This window comes from Pseudomonas phytophila, assembly GCF_025643095.1.
Classification (GTDB): domain Bacteria; phylum Pseudomonadota; class Gammaproteobacteria; order Pseudomonadales; family Pseudomonadaceae; genus Aquipseudomonas; species Aquipseudomonas quasicaspiana.
Genome location: NZ_CP081201.1, coordinates 5,001,824 through 5,019,304 on the forward strand (window position 1 = coordinate 5,001,824; position 17,481 = coordinate 5,019,304).

Below are 17,481 nucleotides of genomic sequence, written 5' to 3' on the forward strand. Positions count from 1 at the left end.
GACACGCACTGATCGGTAGGAGAGAACTTGTTCGCGAGGCGATGGTGCAGCCGATAGAGGTTTTTCCTGCCTATTAGATTTCACCCCTCTCCGCGCAGCGCCTTCAGCTTCGCCGTCACACCGGTGGCGGTCTGTTCGCCCAGCAACTGCGCACGCATCTTGCCCTTGTCATCAATGATGTAAGTCACCGGTAATGCCTCACTCGGCGGCAGGTCATATTGCGCAGCCGGGTCCTGAGCCAATACCGTGAACTTGATGCCAAGTGCATTGCTGGCGGTTTTCAGCTCTTCGCCCTGCAAGTTGTCGAAATTGACGCCAAGCACCGTCACCTTCTGGTCCTTGAGTTCTTCCGACAGGTGATTCAGCTCCGGGATTTCAACCCGGCACGGGCCGCACCATTCAGCCCAGTAATTGATCACCAGCCAATGCTTGTCGATACGCTCGCTGGCAACTTTCTGGCCGTTCTGGTCAGTCCCCAGATCCACGCCACACCCCGCCAGCAACATACTGCCGACCAATGCCACTACCGCCGCCAATCGCCTCGCCATGTTGTTCCTCACTCCTGTCAAACAAGCTGCAATTTTCAGAGTTGACCCAAATCCTGTAGGAGCTCACCGACAGCATGCTGTCAGGGACGCCGGGGCGACTCTCATCGAATACTTAAACCTGCGACCGATCACCGCTTGGTGTTTAGCCCAGGTCCTATGGCGGGTAGAATAGCCGCCACTTCATGCTGGATGCGACCTGCAAATGACCGACCTGACGCTTTATCACAACCCGCGCTGCTCCAAATCGCGCGGCGCGCTGGAACTGCTGCAAGCCCGAGGCCTGAGCCCGTCCATCGTGTTGTACCTGGAAACCCCGCCCGACGCCGGGCAATTGCGCGACGTGCTGAACAAGCTTGGCATCAGTGCCCGTCAACTGCTGCGCACCGGCGAAGACGATTACAAAACCCTCAACCTGGCCGACCAAAGCCTGAGCGACGACGCATTGATCGACGCCATGGTCGCGCACCCCAAACTCATCGAGCGGCCGATTCTGGTCGCCGGTGACAAGGCCGTCATCGGCCGCCCACCAGAAAACGTCCTGGAGCTTTTACCATGAGCACGCCGTACATCCTGGTCCTCTTTTACAGCCGCAACGGCTCAACCAGCGAAATGGCCCGGCAGATCGGCCGCGGTATCGAACTGGGCGGTATGGAAGCGCGCTTGCGTACCGTGCCCGCGATTTCCACCGAATGCGAAGCCGTGGCGCCGAGCATCCCGGAAAGTGGCGCGCTGTTCGCCACACTGGATGACCTGAAAAATTGCGCAGGCCTGGCCCTTGGCAGCCCGACGCGGTTCGGTAACATGGCTGCACCGCTCAAGTACTTCCTCGACGGCACCAGCAACCTGTGGCTGACCGGCGCGCTGGTGGGCAAACCGGCCAGCGTGTTCACCTCCACCGCCAGCCTGCACGGCGGCCAGGAAACCACCTTGATGTCGATGCTACTGCCGTTGCTGCACCACGGCATGCTGATCACCGGCCTGCCTTACAGCGAATCTGCATTGGTGGAAACCAGTGGCGGCGGCACCCCCTATGGCGCCAGTCACCACGCCGGGCCTGACGGCAAGCGCCCGCTTGATCCGCACGAGACCCAACTGTGTCGCGCACTCGGTCAGCGTCTGGCGAAAACCGCCCTTCTGCTAGACCCGGCCCGTGGCTAAAAAGCCTGAAGTCCTGCCTGCGCTGGACTGGCTTGAGCCGAGAGTAAAAATCAGCCGCCTGATCAGCCTGAGCAGTTTTTTCGGGCTGATTGCGCTGCTGAGCATTTATTACCTGTGGATTGCCGACCTGCACGGCGCACGGCCATGGGTGATTCTGCTGATCGAGTTGGTGCCGCTGCTGTTGTTCGCACCCGGGATTATCAGTAGCAGCCCCCGCGCTTATTCGTGGCTGTGTTTCGTGGTCAACCTGTATTTCATCAAAGGTGCGCTGGCAGCGTTCGATCCCAACCGTTCGCTGTTCGGCATCCTGGAGATGCTCGTCAGCCTCGGGGTATTTGTCAGCGCGCTGCTGTACATCAGATGGACTTTTCAGCGAAACCGTAAACTTGCGGGCGAAGGCCAAGTCTGAGGCTGTACGCATCATTTTCTGGAGCAGTAATGCACGATTACAAATGGCTGAATGAGTACTGCCTGAACCGCTTCGGCTCGGCCAAAGCCCTCGAAGCACATTTGCCGACACCCAAGACCGCTAAACAACTGCAAGCCATCGGCGACGACCGCTACCTGTCGACCATGGCCCTGCGGGTGTTCCGCGCCGGTCTGAAGCACAGCCTGGTGGACGCCAAGTGGCCGACTTTCGAGGAAGTGTTCTACCGCTTCGATCCGGAAAAGGTCGTGCTCATGGGTGCCGACCACCTTGAGCGGCTGATGCAGGATGCGCGGATCATTCGCCACCTGGGCAAACTCAAAAGCGTGCCGCGCAATGCGCAACTGGTACTGGACATCGAAAAGGAACACGGCAGTTTCGGCAACTTCATCGCCCAATGGCCGGTGGATGACATCACCGGGCTCTGGCAGTACCTCGCCAAACATGGCAACCAAATGGGCGGACTGTCTGCGCCGCGCTTCCTGCGCATGGTGGGTAAAGACACCTTTATCCCGACCTGGGACGTGGTAGCCGCGCTCAACGCCCAGAAGATCGTCGACAAAGTCCCGACCAGCAAACGCGATCAGGCCATCGTCCAGCAAGTGTTCAACCAATGGCAAAGCGAAAGCGGCAGGCCGTTGTGCCAGCTGTCAGCGATGCTGGCGTTTACGGTGAATCACTGAGTCTACTAAATCTGTAGGAGCTGCCGAAGGCTGCGAATCGCGGAGTATCAGCCAATGCGCTTCGCAGCCTGCGGCAGCTCCTACAGAAACCGTCTTTAGACATTCACCACATTAACAAACCGCGATGCGGCGGTTTCGTCGATGCGCAGATTCGTGAAGTCGAACAGATTGCGGTCAGCCAGCTGTGACGGAATGACATTTTGCAGGCTGCGGAAAATGCTGTCGGTCCGACCCGGCGTCTTGCGCTCCCACTCCTGAAGCATGTCCTTGACCACCTGACGCTGCAGGTTTTCCTGAGAACCACACAGGTTGCACGGGATGATCGGGAAATTCCTGAAGTCGGAATAAGCCTGAATGTCTTTCTCATGGCAGTACGCCAATGGCCGGATCACCACGTTGCGACCATCGTCGGCGCGCAGCTTCGGCGGCATGGCTTTCAGCGAGCCATTGAAGAACATATTCAGGAAAAACGTCTCGACGATGTCATCGCGATGATGCCCCAGCGCCATTTTCGTTGCGCCAATCTCGTCGGCAAAGGTGTACAGCGTGCCGCGACGCAGGCGTGAACACAGCGAACAGGTGGTCTTGCCTTCCGGGATCAGTTCCTTGACCACCGAGTATGTGTCTTTCTCGACGATGTGATACTCGATGCCCAGTGTTTCCAGATAGGCAGGCAGCACGTGCTCGGGGAAACCCGGCTGCTTCTGATCCATGTTCACGGCGACGATATCGAACTTGATCGGAGCGACCTTCTGAAAATGCATCAGCACATCAAGCATGGTGTAGCTGTCTTTGCCACCAGACAGACAGACCATGACCTTGTCACCCTCTTCAATCATGTTGAAGTCGGCCACGGCTTCACCGGCCAGGCGACGCAGGCGTTTCTGCAGTTTGTTCTGATTGACTGAAAGGGTGCCCATGGCGCTGGTATCCGGTTGCAATGACAAGGAGAAAAGCCCGGCATTTTACGCATAAATACGGCGTGGGGCTAAAGCTTGCTGTTTACTGCCTGAGGGCATTAGCAGCGGCCTGTAGATCGCCAATTGCTCTAACCGGGTGCTTTTTGTACAGGTCAGGCTTCCTATACTGAAATCGAGGGCGGACGAGAAAGCAGTATTTTCAGGGATGTAAATCTATCGCCTGTACTGCTTCTTCCCGGCTAAAGACGGTTCCATGTCGTACATGAAAGGAAGGAGTACTCCACATGATCCATCACGTCTGGGGATTGTTTGCCCATCCTGATCAGGAATGGCAGGACATCCGTGGCGAGGAAGAACAAAGCATCGGCCATCTATACCTCACGCATACCCTGATCCTGGCGGCAATCCCGGCGGTTTCGGCCTATATCGGGACCACGCAGATGGGCTGGGTGATTGGGGATCGAGCGCCGGTCATGCTGACCCACGAAAGCGCAATATGGATGACGATCATGTCGTACATCGCCATGCTCGCCGGTGTTGCGATCATGGGCGGCTTCATCCACTGGATGGCCCGCACCTACGATGCGACGCCTAGCCTGGCACGCTGCCTCGCCTTCGCGACTTACACGGCGACGCCGCTGTTCATCGGCGGTCTGGCTGCGCTTTACCCACATATGTGGCTAGGCATGATGATCGGCACGGCAGCCGTCTGCTACACGGTTTACCTGCTGTACGTCGGCGTGCCGACCTTCATGAAAATCCCGGCGGACGAAGGCTTTATGTTCTCAAGCTCCATACTTGCAGTGGGCCTGGTGGTGCTGGTGGCGATCATGGCGTTTACAGTGGTGCTGTGGGGCATTGGCGTTGGGCCGGAGTACACCAACTGATGGTTCGCCGTTGAAATTGCATGTGACCGCAAATCACGTGGGAGCGAATTCATTCGCGAAGGCGTTGGTTCTGGCGATATAAATGCGTCGACTGTGCTGCCCCTTCGCGAATGAATTCGCTCCCACGGGAGACTACCGCGTCAGCCTGGACGACCATTCGGCAGCTTGGGTTTTCGATATCCAGCCCTTTTACGGCATACTCGGCATCTCTGGAGACCCATGAAGCATGCTCGAGCCACTCAACACCCGTGTCGAAGTCTGTTACCAACAAGCCGAAGCCTTTTTCAAACGCCCTTTCACACGCCCGGTAGTCAGCCTCAAGCTACGCGGCCAAAAAGCCGGTGTCGCGCATTTGCATGACAACATGCTGCGCTTCAACCCACAGCTGTACCGGGAAAACAGCGAAGACTTTTTACGCCAGACCGTCGCCCACGAAGTCGCGCACCTGATCGCCCACCAATTGTTCGGTGACCGCATCCAGCCCCACGGCGAGGAATGGCAACTGATCATGCGCGGCGTCTACGAACTGCCGCCCAACCGCTGCCACACCTACGCCGTCCAGCGCCGCAGCGTGACGCGCTACATATACCGCTGCCCGTGCCCTGGAAGCGAATTCCCGTTCTCGGCCCAACGTCACCAAATGGTCCGCAAAGGCCGCCGCTATTTATGCCGCAGCTGCCGCGAAACGCTGGTGTTCAGTGGTGAAACGCGAGTGGTGTGAGGTTCTACGCGATTGCGCAGAATCTGTGGGAGCGTGGCTTGCCCGCGATAAGGGCGACCCGGTATAAGCGGCAGACACATTCTGGCAAGCAATCCCACTCCCATACTCGAGAGCCTGGTCTAGCTTTTGGGTCTCGCAAGGTAGAAAGGCAGTGGAATGCTATCAACCCATCAGTCTCGCCAGCTCCGCGTCGGCCGATACAGTGAAAGCGGTCGATTTTATCTAATCACGTCCAATACTCGAGATCGTCAGCCGATATTTGGCGATCTGAGGATAGGACGTCTTGTGGCCCGTCAGTTCATGGAAGCCGAGCGCGACGGTCTTGTCCAATCGCTGGCATGGGTAGTGATGCCTGACCATTTCCACTGGTTACTCGAACTGAAGAGTGGTTCATTGAGTCAGGCAGTCGGGCGTACAAAGTCCCTGACGTGCGCAGCAGTAAATGCTGCACAAGGGCGCACGGGTAGTATCTGGCAGCAAGGTTTTCATGACCGTGCCGTTCGACGTGATGAGGATCTCAAGGCGTTGGCGCGCTATGTCGTGATGAACCCGGTGCGCGCAGGCCTGGTCAAGCGTATTGGTAATTATCCTCTTTGGGACGCTGTCTGGATTTAGTTGCCCCTAAGACCGAGTCGTCCTTATCGCGGGCAAGCCACGCTCCCACATATTCCACGTCGTCGAATCAGCTTGCTAAAGATAGTGGCGGCTAGCCGCCAGCCCATAAAAAAACCCATCCGAAGATGGGTTTTTCAGTAACGCGGGCTGTGGTTAGACAGGCTTGCGCGTCGGGATCGGGCGGGTCAGTGGCTCTTCAGCCAGTTCAGCAACACCCAGATCATCTACTGGAGCGGTGTTGTCGATAGCACGACCACCGGAAGCCAGCTCGGTTTGCAGCTTGTCGGTGTCCAGCTCGCCGACCCACTTGGCAACCACGACGGTGGCAACAGCGTTACCTACCAGGTTGGTCAGGGCGCGGGCTTCGGACATGAAGCGGTCGATACCGAGGATCAGCGCCAGGCCGGCAACCGGCAGATGGCCGACAGCCGACAGGGTTGCAGCCAGTACGATAAAGCCGCTACCGGTCACGCCAGCAGCACCTTTGGACGACAGCAGCAGAACAAGCAGCAGGGTGATCTGATGGGTGATGTCCATGTGAGTGTTGGTCGCCTGAGCGATGAACACTGCAGCCATGGTCAGGTAGATCGACGTACCGTCCAGGTTGAACGAGTAGCCAGTGGGGATAACCAGACCTACTACCGACTTCTGTGCGCCCAGACGTTCCATCTTGATCAGCATGCGAGGCAGTGCCGATTCCGAGGAGGAAGTACCCAGTACGATCAACAGCTCTTCACGGATGTAGCGGATCAGCTTCAGCACGCTGAAGCCGTGAGCGCGGCAGATGCCACCCAGCACGATCAGTACGAACAATGCGCACGTGATGTAGAAGCAGATCATCAACTGGCCCAGTTGCACCAGCGAGCTCACACCGTAAGCACCGATGGTGAACGCCATGGCACCGAAGGCACCCAGAGGCGCGAGCTTCATGATCATGTTGATGATGTTGAACATCACGTGAGCGAAGCGATCGATGAAGTCCAGAACCGGCTTGCCGTAAGCACCCAGGCGATGCAGCGCGAAGCCGAAGATCACCGAGAACATCAGGACTTGCAGGATATCGCCGTTAGCGAAGGCACCGACGATGGTGTTCGGGATCACGTTAAGCAGGAAGCCAACGATGCTCTGGTCAGCGCCCGCTGTCACATAAGCAGCGATCTTGGAAGCATCCAGCGTGCTCACGTCGATGTTCATGCCGGCACCCGGCTGAACAACGTTGACCACAACCAGACCGATCAGCAGGGCGATGGTCGATACGATTTCGAAGTACAGCAGCGCGTAGCCGCCAGTCTTGCCCACCGACTTCATGTTCTGCATGCCAGCGATACCGCTAACCACAGTACAGAAGATGATCGGGGCAATGACCATTTTGATTAATTTGATGAAACCGTCGCCCAGCGGCTTGAGGGCCTTGCCGGTGTCAGGATAGAAGTGGCCGATAAGAATACCGATCACGATTGCTACGATGACCTGGAAATACAGGGATTTGTAAATCGGCTGACGAGTCGTCATGAAATCATCCTCAAGGGCGTTGTCGGCACCATTCATGTGATGCGCGCGACGCCTAACGAGCTAACCCTCCTGCAACTGGAGGGATTTGTTTTGTCGAGCTGCACGGGGCAGACCTCTCCCCTGTATCGCAAGGCTCGTGCCACTTTTAAGAAACACGCTGAACAGCATGTAAACCGGTGTGTTGGAGTCTAGTTGGGGTTTGAGTATCCGCTCAGAGTGGCGGATTTCCGCCGATTAGCGGGAGAAAATGAGGAAGAGTGGCGGGTATCCGCCGATCCGCCATCAGATCGCCATCCCATGGTTATAGACGATGGCCAGGATTTTGGAGGTGAATTAAATATCCGGATTAAAACCCTTTCTCTGTGGGAGCCGGGCTTGGTCTGGGCGGCATTCCGACGATGCATGAGACGCAGCTAGAAGCTCAGACCGCGTCGTCGTTTATCGCGAGCAAGCTCTGCTCCCACAAAGCTCAGCGCATACCGTGGGAGCCGGGCTTGGTCTGGGCGGCATTCCGACGATGCATGAGACGCAGTTAGAAGCTCAGACCGCGTTATCGTTTATCGCGAGCAAGCTCTGCCCCCACAAAGCTCAGCGCATACCCGTGGGAGCCGGGCTTGCCCGCGATGCATGAGACGCAGCTAGAAGCTCAGACCGCGTTGTCGTTTATCGCGAGCAAGCTCTGCCCCCACAAAGCTCAGCGCATACCCGTGGGAGCCGGGCTTGGTCTGGGCGGCATTCCGACGATGCATGAGACGCAGCTAGGAAGCTCAGACTGCGTTATCGTTTATCGCGAGCAAGCTCTGCTCCCACAAAGCTCAGCGCATACCCGTGGGAGCCGGGCTTGGTCTGGGCGGCATTCCGACGATGCATGAGACGCAGCTAGAAGCTCAGACCGCGTCATCGTTTATCGCGAGCAAGCTCTGCCCCCACAAAGGTCTTGCGATGTATCAGGGATATCGCGGAACAGCCAGGATCTACCCCGCGAAAAAATGAATCCTGAACACAGCCCCGCCCAGTGGCGAATCACCCAGGGTCAACCGCGCGTTGTAGCTTTCGATGATGTCTTTAACCACCGCCAGCCCGATGCCCTGACCCGGGTTCTGGCGGTCCAGACGTTCGCCACGCTGCAAAATACGTTCGCGCTGGTGTTCCGGCACGCCGGGGCCGTCGTCTTCAACGCATAACTCTTCCCCGGCTTCGGACGTCCGCAAGCTGACGCGAACCTGCCCCAGACACAGCCGATACGCGTTCTCCAGCAGGTTGCCGAGCATTTCCAGCAAGGCGCCCTCTTCCATCGGCACCACGCATTCGTCGGGCAGGTCCAGCGTCACCTTCACCTGTTTATCGCGGTAGACCTTCTCCAGCGTATTGCACAGGCTTTCCACCACCGGCCGGAGCCTGACGTGATGACGCACCAGCCCGCTCTTGCGCAGGCTGGCCCGCTGCAGTTGATAGCCGATCTGCTGACTCATGCGCTCGATCTGGGATTGCAGAATGCGCGCCTGCTCGACATCTTCAGGTCGCTTGGCGATGTTTTCACTGACGCCCTGCAACACCGCCAGCGGGGTTTTGAGGCTGTGAGCCAAGTCGTCGAGGGAGTCGCGGTAACGAATCCGCTGCTCGCGCTCACTGCTCAGCAACCGGTTCAACGACCCGGTTAGACGCAACAGTTCGCTCGGATGATTTTCACTCAGGCTCTCGCGCTGGCCCGACTCCACCTGATCCAGCTCCTGACTCAAACCGCGCAAGGCACGCAGCCCCCAGGTCAGACCCAGCCACAGCAGCGCGAGCAATACCAGCAACGCAGCGCCAAACCCGAGATAAAGCTTTTGCCGCAGCTGAGTGACGGTTTCCTGATAACCGCGCACCGGTTGCAGCGCCACGATACTGAAGGCCGCATTACGGCCGCCGAGCAATCTGATTTCAACGTCATAGACGAAAAACTCTTCGCCGTTGGACTCTTTGATCGTGGTGAACTCACTGCCCTTGCCGTCGTAACGCGGCTGGTAGTCGATGTACTCGTCTTCAGTAGCCAGCGAGCGCCAGACCAGATCACCCTGACGGTTATAGATGTAGCCCAGCAAGCGCGAGCCGGGAAGATTGAATTGCTCACCGGGCAGCACGGATGGCATCAACAGACGGCCATTCTCGACTCTGGCGGCGGAAATCAAGGTGGTCACATCGGACGCCAGCCGCTGCTCGATGGAGCCGCGCAGCGCGAGGCTGAATGCGCCCTGCAAGGCGGGCAACATGAGTAGCATGAAAATCACTGCCAGGGTCGCTGCGCCAATCATCAGGCGCAGGTGCAGCGAACGAATCATGTGCAGCGCTCGTTGAACAGGTATCCCAGCCCGCGCACGGTTTCAATGGGTTTGAAGGCCACCGCACCTTCGATCTTGCGCCGCAGACGACCGACCAGAACCTCGATCACATTCGGATCGCGCTCTTCGTCATCGGGGTAGAGTTGCTCCATCAGGCGCTCTTTGGCCACCACCTGCTGGTGATGGCGCATGAGGTATTCGAGAATCCGGTATTCGTAGGCGGTCAGCGGCAGCGGTTGCTCTTCCAGCGTGGCCTGTTTGCGGTTCAGGTCCAGCGATAATGGCCCGGCAATAATCGTCGAGTGGGTAAACCCGCTAGCCCGGCGCAGCAAGGCATTGAGGCGTGCTTCCAGCTCTTCGAACTGAAACGGCTTGACCACGTAATCATCAGCCCCGGCAGCCAGGCCTTCGACCTTGTCCTGCCAATTGCCACGGGCCGTCAAAATCAGGATCGGAAACGCCTTGCCGAGGGTGCGCAACTGACGAATCAGCTCCAGCCCGCTCATGCCCGGCAGCCCGAGGTCGATTACCGCCAGGTCATGGTTGAACTGGCCCACCTGGTAGAGCGCCTCTTCGGCGTTGGCGACCGACTCAACGATATGGCCAGCCTCGGTCAATCGGGTTTGCAAGTGATGACGCAACAGCGCCTCGTCCTCAACCACCAGCAACTTCATGCAGCTCTCCCGGGTGATGTTTCACGTTCTAAAATCAACTCCGCAGCCATGCCAAACAACTACAAACCACTGAATTGACATACATTCTGTAGGAGCGCACGAGCAACGCGAGGCCGCGATTGCGATTTATCAGGCAGACCGCTATCGCTGCCTCGCGTTGCTCGTGAGCGCCTACAGAGCTTTATTTGTGGCATGACAGCGCATCGCCTCGAACACGAGGTGTGACGCTCAAAGCAACTGCTGCACCGGCTTCCAATGCTGCGAACCGCCCTCTTCAGTATTAAGCGAGGCCACATGAGCCTGGTGCAGATCATAGTGCCCCGACAGCGTTTTCGGCGCGACCGGCACGCCATTGTATGTACCCGACAGGCTGTCATACGTTGCAGAATAATATAGCCGGTCGGCGCGGGGCCGGTCATCGACCTGCTCGCTCAACCCCTGACTCCAGACACCCTCACCCAGCGACCTGCCACTCTCGCCAAACCTGTCGACCCGTTCGCCACTTTTGTTCAGCGGTGCTCGGGAAACTTCATTGCCGCTGTCCGCCGCTTGCGCCGCAGCACTGCCGCCCAGAAAAGCCAAAGCCAGGAAAAACTTGTTGAGTGTCGTCATGGTGTAGTCCTCTTGCGCCGGGCGCTGTTCAGGTACGGCACCAGACTAGTCTGCGCGCCCTGAACCAGCCCTGAACACCCACTGAACCTGCGCTGAACAACTATCTACCGCACACATTAAAAAACACCCGTCACAATGCGTTAATCTTCCTACCCATTCCCAACCGCTATATAGAAGGTGTCGATCATGCGTTTATGGATTGCGTTGCTGATGATGGGGCTGGCCGGTGTGACTCAGGCGGCCATCAAGACCGAACAGATCAACTATAAAAGCGCCGACGGCACCCCGCTGGTGGGTTATTACGCTTATGACGACGCCATCAAAGGCCAGCGTCCCGGCATCATCGTGGTTCATGAATGGTGGGGCCTGAACGATTACGCCAAGCGTCGCGCCCGTGACCTTGCAGCGCTCGGCTACAGCGCCATGGCTATCGATATGTACGGTGAAGGCAAGAACACCGAACACCCGAAAGACGCCATGGGCTTCATGCAGGCGGCGTTGAAAGACAGCGACGCGGCCAACAAGCGCTTCGATGCAGGTCTTGAGCAACTGAAGAAACAACCGCAGACCGATCCGAAGAAAATCGCCGCTATCGGCTACTGCTTCGGCGGCAAGATCGTTCTGGATGCGGCCCGTCGCGGCGAACCGCTGGCTGGCGTGGTCAGCTTCCACGGTGCATTGGTCACCAACACCCCCGCCAAGGCCGGTGGCGTGAAAGTCCCGATGCTGGTGGAGCACGGCGCTAAAGACAGCATGGTCACCCCGGAAAACGTCGCTGCCTTCAAAAAGGAAATGGACGACGCAGGTGCCGACTATAAATTCGTCAGCCTCGCCGACGCCAAACACGGCTTCACCAACCCCGACGCCGACCGCCTCAGCCACGGCGAACACGGCGGCCCGGACATCGGCTACAACAAAGCCGCTGACGAAAGTTCGTGGAAAGATATGCAGGCGTTTTTGAAGAAAGTGTTTGGCGCGTAAACCCGCCTAGGACGCTCTCCTGTAGGAGTGAGCTTGCTCGCGACAGCTGTATTCCCGACGCTGGACATGTATCAGGTGTACTGGCCTCATCGCGAGCAAGCTCACTCCTACAGGATCTATGTGGGCCGGGCTATAGCGCACGCCTTTAGCGAGCCGCTTCCCAGCACCGCATTCCCCCGGCAAAATGCCGCCCATGACTCAAAATCCTCACCTCCCCGCCTGTTGCCCCGCCCTCCATCACCATTGGCCCTTGCCTCATGCCTTGGCGAATGTGGCGTTGGTCAGCAGTCACTTCGATCCCAAACAACTCGCGGAGGGCGACTTCCAGCGTTGCGTCATCACGCCTCCGGCCAGCATCCAGCGCTCTGTCGCCAAACGGCAAACCGAATTTCTCGCAGGCCGTTTATGCGCCAGGGCGGCGCTGCAGCATCTGGACGGTCGCGACTGGGTGCCGGACAACGGCGAAGACCGCGCGCCGATCTGGCCAGCCGACATTTGCGGTTCAATCACCCACAGTACCGGCTGGGCCGCGGCCATCGTCGCGCACAAACAGCATTGGCGTGGATTGGGGCTGGACACTGAAAACCTGCTCAGTCACGAGCGCGCCACCCGTCTGGCCGGGGAAATCCTCACGCCGTGGGAAATGCAGCAAATGGCTGCAGGGCCTGCGGAGCAGATTGCTCTGCACGTGACGCTGACCTTCTCTATAAAAGAAGCGCTGTTCAAGGCCCTTTACCCCATCGTGCAGAAACGTTTCTATTTTGAAGACGCGCAACTGCTGCACTGGTCCACCGACGGTAAAGCCCGCTTGCGCCTGCTGACCGACCTGTCCGGCGAATGGCACAACGGCAAGGAACTGGAAGGGCAATTCAGCGTGCAGGGCGAGCATGTGTTGAGCCTGGTGGCAGTGCCTGCCGATCAAAACCAGGATTTGTAGGAGCTGCCGAAGGCTGCGAAAGAGATTTGTCTGACACACCGCTTTCGCAGCCTTCGGCAGCTCCTACATTGACCGGGCTAATCTGCTCCTATCGGGCAATGCTCACAGCGCCCAACCCACGCCACCTGATGGCTCAAGCAACAACTGCGCCGCTGCCGGCGTGGCGGTTCGCCCACATAGTGGATGGCATTGAACAGTGGGTTACGTCGCCCATCGCTCAAGGTCTTGCTGCGCAATAGCGCATAACCCACGTCAAGCGAGGTGTCGGTCAACGTGCCCAGTTGCACGAGGCAGCGCTCAAGGTAATCCCCGGCATTGCCCCACAGAACCGCCGCCGATACATCGACCAGCCGACTGAGCGCATCAATGAAAGGATGCAGATTGTCATCCATCAGCCCTGAAAAACTCACAGGCTGACTCGCGCCAACGCCGAGGAATTTCAACGCAACCGGAACACCACGCTTGTCCAGCGCCACAGCGATCTGATCCAGCTGCAACGGCCAGCACCAGCCCTGCACCAACCCCGCCACCACAACCGGTGGGATCACTTGCATGAAGTAATACTTGGACCACTGCGACACCAACACCTGTCGATGACTGGCCAGCAACTCAGCGCCATAGATATTCAGCAACAACGCGTCCAGCGCCTCAGCCTGCAAAAGCTCCGGCAACGGCCTCACCGCCCGCGGATCGTCTTCAGCCAGCAGGCTCTGCCCGAAGCACTCAAGTGCGCCACTGAATAATGGGTGACTCATCAGGCTTCCTGATTGGGAAAAGGGAGTTCTCAACTTACGTAGGAGCTGCCGAAGGCTGCGAAACCGATGTGCCTGATATATCGCCTTCGCAGCCTTCGTCAGCTCCTACAGGAACAACATCTCCATTGAGGGAATGACAGCGCGCCAAACCACAACCCGAACAATTCTATCCATCATTTCCCCAAGCACACCACATGCCAAAACCCCCTTGCCAAAGGCATTTTCTGTGATAGGGTTCGCGCCCTCAAAAATCAGCTGACTGCCGTAAAAAAACCTTGATAAGCCTCATAAGGGCGTCGGTCCAGTAGTTATGCGGCCTACACGCGATATGGAGCTTTCATACACCAATTACACACAGCTTTATCCACAGGTAGTGCGTTGCAATTGGTGTCCAAAACGCTTTATCTTGTAGCCCGGCTTCACGAACAACCCTACATGTAGGGTTTTACGTAAAAAACCCAACACAAGTCGAACAGGGATTTCAAGCATTTTTCTTACGTGTCGAGGGTTGAACCAAAGGTTCATTCGGTAGCCCAAGCTGCGCCCCAGACACCCGAGCATGCATACCCTATTTGACCGCAGCAAATTCAAGCATTTGTTGCAATATTTAACAGGCACCATCCAACAGATTTCCCGAGGCAGCGAGCAACGATTTCGCTGCCTTTTTGACTTCAAAGCCAAGGACGGTGAAATCCGCCATCCCCATTCCGTTTTGAGGTCGTTACAGCCGGCGTTTTTGTCGACTGAATGCCTACAAACCGGATCGGTGGGTGCTGATTAGCACCCAAACAAACATAGAGAATGTGGAGACACCCATGCAAACAGACACAACTCGCGAGAACTCGCCGAACCCGGCGCCGCAGACAAGCCAGTCCCAACAGGATCTGTCCGCGACCGCTCCCGGCCAGCTGCGCGTGATCAAGCGTAACGGCACTGTCGTCGCCTACACCGATGACAAAATTACCGTCGCTATCACCAAAGCGTTTCTTGCAGTTGAAGGCGGCACTGCCGCTGCGTCTTCGCGCATCCACGACACCGTGGCCCGTCTGACCGAACAAGTCACCGCGACCTTCAAGCGTCGCATGCCTTCGGGCGGCACCATCCACATCGAAGAAATCCAGGATCAGGTTGAACTGGCCCTCATGCGTGCCGGCGAGCAGAAAGTCGCTCGCGACTACGTCATCTACCGTAACGAGCGCTCCAAGGAGCGTGCCGTTCGTGGCACCGACGCACCGGTCGACGCCCACCCTTCGATCCGCATCACCCGCGCCGACGGCAGCATTGCGCCGCTGGACATGGGTCGTCTGAACACCATCGTCACCGAAGCGTGTGAAGGCCTGGCTGAAGTTGACGCCAACCTGATCCAGAACGAAACCCTGAAAAACCTGTACGACGGCGTGGCGATGAAAGACGTCAACACCGCTCTGGTGATGACCGCCCGAACCCTGGTTGAGCGCGAGCCGAACTACTCGTTCGTGACCGCCCGCCTGCTGATGGACACCCTGCGCGCTGAAGGCCTGAATTTCCTGGAAGTAGCAGAAAGCGCTACTCACCACGAAATGGCCGACCTGTATGCCAAGGCCCTGCCTTCGTACATCGCCAAAGGCATTCAGTTCGAATTGCTGAACCCGATCTTGGCCACCTTTGACCTGGAAAAACTCGGCAAGGCGATCAACCACGAGCGCGACCAGCAGTTCACGTACCTGGGCCTGCAAACCCTGTACGACCGTTACTTCATCCACAAGGATGGTATCCGTTTCGAACTGCCGCAGATCTTCTTCATGCGTGTGGCCATGGGCCTGGCAATCGAAGAGAAAGCCAAAGAAGACCGCGCCATCGAGTTCTACAACCTGTTGTCGTCCTTCGACTACATGGCGTCGACGCCTACGCTGTTCAACGCCGGTACCCTGCGTCCGCAACTGTCCAGCTGCTACCTGACCACCGTTCCGGATGACCTGTCGGGCATTTACCACGCCATCCACGACAACGCCATGCTGTCCAAATTCGCAGGCGGTCTGGGCAACGACTGGACTCCGGTTCGTGCGCTGGGCTCGTACATCAAAGGCACCAACGGCAAATCCCAGGGCGTTGTACCGTTCCTGAAAGTTGTGAACGACACCGCCGTAGCCGTTAACCAGGGTGGCAAGCGCAAAGGCGCTGTCTGTGCTTACCTGGAAACCTGGCACATGGACATCGAAGAGTTCATCGAGCTGCGCAAGAACACCGGTGATGACCGTCGTCGTACCCACGACATGAACACTGCCAACTGGATCCCTGACCTGTTCATGAAGCGTGTCTTCGATGACGGCAAATGGACCCTGTTCTCGCCATCCGAAGTACCGGACCTGCACGACCTGACCGGTAAAGCCTTCGAAGAGCGTTACGAGTACTACGAAGCCCTGAGCGAATACCCAGGCAAGATCAAGCTGTTCAAGACCATCCAGGCCAAAGACCTGTGGCGCAAGATGCTCTCGATGCTGTTCGAAACCGGCCACCCATGGCTGACCTTCAAAGACCCGTGCAACCTGCGTAGCCCGCAGCAGCACGTGGGCGTGGTTCACAGCTCGAACCTGTGCACCGAGATCACCCTGAACACCAACAAGGACGAGATCGCGGTCTGCAACCTGGGCTCGATCAACCTGCCGAACCACATCGTCAACGGCAAACTGGACACCGATAAGCTCAAGCGCACCATCGACGTCGCCGTTCGCATGCTCGATAACGTTATCGACATCAACTACTACTCGGTGCCACAAGCGAAGAACTCCAACTTCCGTCACCGTCCAGTGGGCCTGGGCATCATGGGCTTCCAGGACGCGCTGTATCTGCAGCACATCCCTTACGGTTCCGACGCTGCTGTCGAGTTCGCCGACCGATCGATGGAAGCTGTCAGCTACTACGCGATCCAGGCCTCTTGCGACCTGGCCGACGAGCGCGGTGCCTACGAGACGTTCCAGGGTTCCCTGTGGTCCAAAGGCGTACTGCCGCTGGATTCGCAACAGATCCTGATCGAGCAGCGTGGCCAGAAGTACATCGACGTTGACCTGAACGAAACCCTGGACTGGGCGCCAGTACGTGCCCGTGTACAGAAAGGTATTCGTAACTCCAACATCATGGCCATCGCACCGACCGCGACCATCGCCAACATCACTGGCGTATCACAGTCGATCGAACCGACTTACCAGAATCTGTACGTGAAATCGAACCTCTCGGGCGAATTCACCGTGATCAACCCGTACCTGGTCCGCGACCTCAAAGCCCGCGACCTGTGGGACTCGGTCATGATCAATGACCTGAAGTACTACGACGGTTCGGTACAACAGATCGAGCGCATCCCGCAGGAACTCAAAGACCTGTACGCCACCGCGTTCGAAGTCGACACCAAGTGGATTGTCGATGCAGCAAGCCGTCGTCAGAAGTGGATCGACCAGGCTCAGTCCCTGAACCTGTACATCGCTGGTGCATCGGGCAAGAAACTGGACGTGACCTACCGCATGGCCTGGTACCGTGGTCTGAAAACCACTTACTACCTCCGTGCCCTGGCTGCGACCAGCACTGAGAAATCCACCGTCAACACCGGCAAGCTCAACGCAGTATCGAGCGGCGGCCACGGCCCGGACGACTCGGCGATCACCGCCCCACGTCCAACCGAAGCTGCACCGGCCGGTCCAGCACCAGTGCCTAAGGCCTGTGCGATCGACGAGCCGGATTGCGAGGCTTGCCAATAAAT

Annotated in this window: 17 protein-coding genes; 10 read left to right on the forward strand and 7 right to left on the reverse strand. The window is 57.8% G+C overall.

Translation table 11 applies throughout. The features are described 5' to 3' along the window. Nucleotides 1-80: 80 nt before the first annotated feature. Nucleotides 81-548 carry a TlpA family protein disulfide reductase gene (locus K3169_RS22610; protein WP_263268101.1) on the reverse strand — a complete coding sequence of 156 codons (468 nt, stop codon included), beginning with the start codon at nt 546-548 and terminating at the stop codon, nt 81-83. Between the two features lie 202 nt (nt 549-750). On the opposite strand from K3169_RS22610, the gene arsC reads away from it, so the two are divergent. The 4 genes from arsC to K3169_RS22630 are packed head-to-tail and all read left to right on the forward strand — an operon-like array spanning nt 751 to nt 2,816. Beyond that, nucleotides 751-1,104: an arsenate reductase (glutaredoxin) gene (arsC, locus tag K3169_RS22615; protein WP_027901857.1), complete on the forward strand. Its 354-nt coding sequence runs from the start codon at nt 751-753 to the stop codon at nt 1,102-1,104. Beyond that, the gene (gene wrbA, locus K3169_RS22620) at nt 1,101-1,706 is read left to right on the forward strand and encodes an NAD(P)H:quinone oxidoreductase (protein WP_263268103.1); all 606 of its coding nucleotides are present in this window, start codon (nt 1,101-1,103) and stop codon (nt 1,704-1,706) included. Before arsC ends, wrbA begins: the two co-directional genes overlap by 4 nt. Beyond that, on the forward strand, nt 1,699-2,115 hold the full coding sequence (locus K3169_RS22625; RefSeq protein ID WP_263268105.1) for a DUF2069 domain-containing protein: 417 nt from the start codon (nt 1,699-1,701) through the stop codon (nt 2,113-2,115). The genes wrbA and K3169_RS22625 overlap by 8 nt, the downstream gene beginning before the upstream one ends. Nucleotides 2,116-2,144: 29 nt before the next feature. Then, nucleotides 2,145-2,816: a DNA-3-methyladenine glycosylase I gene (locus K3169_RS22630; RefSeq protein WP_027901854.1), complete on the forward strand. Its 672-nt coding sequence runs from the start codon at nt 2,145-2,147 to the stop codon at nt 2,814-2,816. 95 nt (nt 2,817-2,911) lie between these two features. Here K3169_RS22630 and ttcA read toward each other — a convergent pair whose 3' ends face one another. Next, nucleotides 2,912-3,736, reverse strand: a complete 825-nt coding sequence (ttcA, locus tag K3169_RS22635; RefSeq protein ID WP_099270640.1) for a tRNA 2-thiocytidine(32) synthetase TtcA — start codon at nt 3,734-3,736, stop codon at nt 2,912-2,914. Between the two features lie 284 nt (nt 3,737-4,020). On the opposite strand from ttcA, the gene K3169_RS22640 reads away from it, so the two are divergent. The 3 genes from K3169_RS22640 (at nt 4,021) to K3169_RS22650 (ending at nt 5,959) form a co-directional block, all read left to right on the forward strand. Then, nucleotides 4,021-4,623, forward strand: coding sequence for a Yip1 family protein (locus tag K3169_RS22640; RefSeq protein ID WP_027901852.1), 603 nt, complete (start codon nt 4,021-4,023; stop codon nt 4,621-4,623). A 226-nt stretch (nt 4,624-4,849) separates the two neighbouring features. After that, nucleotides 4,850-5,344 (forward strand): SprT family zinc-dependent metalloprotease, encoded by a 495-nt coding sequence (locus K3169_RS22645; RefSeq protein ID WP_027901851.1) that lies wholly within the window; start codon nt 4,850-4,852, stop codon nt 5,342-5,344. A gap of 156 nt (nt 5,345-5,500) precedes the next feature. Then, nucleotides 5,501-5,959: an REP-associated tyrosine transposase gene (locus tag K3169_RS22650; protein WP_122704244.1), complete on the forward strand. Its 459-nt coding sequence runs from the start codon at nt 5,501-5,503 to the stop codon at nt 5,957-5,959. Between the two features lie 153 nt (nt 5,960-6,112). Here the strand turns inward: K3169_RS22650 and K3169_RS22655 are convergent, their stop codons facing one another. The 4 genes from K3169_RS22655 to K3169_RS22670 all read right to left on the reverse strand — a co-directional run bounded on the left by K3169_RS22655 (nt 6,113) and on the right by K3169_RS22670 (nt 11,078). Further along, nucleotides 6,113-7,471 carry a dicarboxylate/amino acid:cation symporter gene (locus K3169_RS22655; RefSeq protein ID WP_122707615.1) on the reverse strand — a complete coding sequence of 453 codons (1,359 nt, stop codon included), beginning with the start codon at nt 7,469-7,471 and terminating at the stop codon, nt 6,113-6,115. 974 nt (nt 7,472-8,445) lie between these two features. Next, entirely contained in the window at nt 8,446-9,792 is a 1,347-nt protein-coding gene (locus K3169_RS22660) for an ATP-binding protein (RefSeq protein WP_027901317.1), read from the reverse strand. Further along, nucleotides 9,789-10,466 carry a response regulator transcription factor gene (locus tag K3169_RS22665; protein WP_095094996.1) on the reverse strand — a complete coding sequence of 226 codons (678 nt, stop codon included), beginning with the start codon at nt 10,464-10,466 and terminating at the stop codon, nt 9,789-9,791. The genes K3169_RS22660 and K3169_RS22665 overlap by 4 nt, the downstream gene beginning before the upstream one ends. A 228-nt stretch (nt 10,467-10,694) precedes the next feature. Further along, entirely contained in the window at nt 10,695-11,078 is a 384-nt protein-coding gene (locus tag K3169_RS22670) for a hypothetical protein (protein WP_231674964.1), read from the reverse strand. Nucleotides 11,079-11,264: 186 nt separating this feature from the next. Between K3169_RS22670 and K3169_RS22675 the strand changes: the two genes are divergently transcribed. Together K3169_RS22675 and K3169_RS22680 are read left to right on the forward strand one after the other, a co-directional pair. Beyond that, on the forward strand, nt 11,265-12,059 hold the full coding sequence (locus K3169_RS22675) for a dienelactone hydrolase family protein (RefSeq protein ID WP_027901319.1): 795 nt from the start codon (nt 11,265-11,267) through the stop codon (nt 12,057-12,059). Nucleotides 12,060-12,252: 193 nt separating this feature from the next. Next, nucleotides 12,253-12,996 (forward strand): 4'-phosphopantetheinyl transferase, encoded by a 744-nt coding sequence (locus tag K3169_RS22680; RefSeq protein ID WP_263268111.1) that lies wholly within the window; start codon nt 12,253-12,255, stop codon nt 12,994-12,996. Between the two features lie 77 nt (nt 12,997-13,073). On the opposite strand, the gene fhuF is transcribed toward K3169_RS22680, so the two are convergent. After that, nucleotides 13,074-13,751 carry a siderophore-iron reductase FhuF gene (fhuF, locus tag K3169_RS22685; protein ID WP_263268112.1) on the reverse strand — a complete coding sequence of 226 codons (678 nt, stop codon included), beginning with the start codon at nt 13,749-13,751 and terminating at the stop codon, nt 13,074-13,076. 815 nt (nt 13,752-14,566) lie between these two features. Here fhuF and K3169_RS22690 point away from each other — a divergent pair. Further along, nucleotides 14,567-17,479 carry a ribonucleoside-diphosphate reductase subunit alpha gene (locus K3169_RS22690; RefSeq protein WP_231674960.1) on the forward strand — a complete coding sequence of 971 codons (2,913 nt, stop codon included), beginning with the start codon at nt 14,567-14,569 and terminating at the stop codon, nt 17,477-17,479. Nucleotides 17,480-17,481 lie beyond the last annotated feature (2 nt).

Excerpts from the sequence above, each read along its gene's own strand:
- K3169_RS22610 (WP_263268101.1), bottom strand. The coding sequence starts at position 548 with ATGGCGAGGCGATTGGCGGCGGTAGTGGCATTGGTCGGCAGTATGTTG.
- arsC (WP_027901857.1), top strand. The coding sequence starts at position 751 with ATGACCGACCTGACGCTTTATCACAACCCGCGCTGCTCCAAATCGCGC.
- wrbA (WP_263268103.1), top strand. The coding sequence starts at position 1,101 with ATGAGCACGCCGTACATCCTGGTCCTCTTTTACAGCCGCAACGGCTCA.
- K3169_RS22630 (WP_027901854.1), top strand. The coding sequence starts at position 2,145 with ATGCACGATTACAAATGGCTGAATGAGTACTGCCTGAACCGCTTCGGC.
- ttcA (WP_099270640.1), bottom strand. The coding sequence starts at position 3,736 with ATGGGCACCCTTTCAGTCAATCAGAACAAACTGCAGAAACGCCTGCGT.
- K3169_RS22640 (WP_027901852.1), top strand. The coding sequence starts at position 4,021 with ATGATCCATCACGTCTGGGGATTGTTTGCCCATCCTGATCAGGAATGG.
- K3169_RS22645 (WP_027901851.1), top strand. The coding sequence starts at position 4,850 with ATGCTCGAGCCACTCAACACCCGTGTCGAAGTCTGTTACCAACAAGCC.
- K3169_RS22650 (WP_122704244.1), top strand. The coding sequence starts at position 5,501 with ATGCTATCAACCCATCAGTCTCGCCAGCTCCGCGTCGGCCGATACAGT.
- K3169_RS22655 (WP_122707615.1), bottom strand. The coding sequence starts at position 7,471 with ATGACGACTCGTCAGCCGATTTACAAATCCCTGTATTTCCAGGTCATC.
- K3169_RS22660 (WP_027901317.1), bottom strand. The coding sequence starts at position 9,792 with ATGATTCGTTCGCTGCACCTGCGCCTGATGATTGGCGCAGCGACCCTG.
- K3169_RS22665 (WP_095094996.1), bottom strand. The coding sequence starts at position 10,466 with ATGAAGTTGCTGGTGGTTGAGGACGAGGCGCTGTTGCGTCATCACTTG.
- K3169_RS22670 (WP_231674964.1), bottom strand. The coding sequence starts at position 11,078 with ATGACGACACTCAACAAGTTTTTCCTGGCTTTGGCTTTTCTGGGCGGC.
- K3169_RS22675 (WP_027901319.1), top strand. The coding sequence starts at position 11,265 with ATGCGTTTATGGATTGCGTTGCTGATGATGGGGCTGGCCGGTGTGACT.
- K3169_RS22680 (WP_263268111.1), top strand. The coding sequence starts at position 12,253 with ATGACTCAAAATCCTCACCTCCCCGCCTGTTGCCCCGCCCTCCATCAC.
- fhuF (WP_263268112.1), bottom strand. The coding sequence starts at position 13,751 with ATGAGTCACCCATTATTCAGTGGCGCACTTGAGTGCTTCGGGCAGAGC.
- K3169_RS22690 (WP_231674960.1), top strand. The coding sequence starts at position 14,567 with ATGCAAACAGACACAACTCGCGAGAACTCGCCGAACCCGGCGCCGCAG.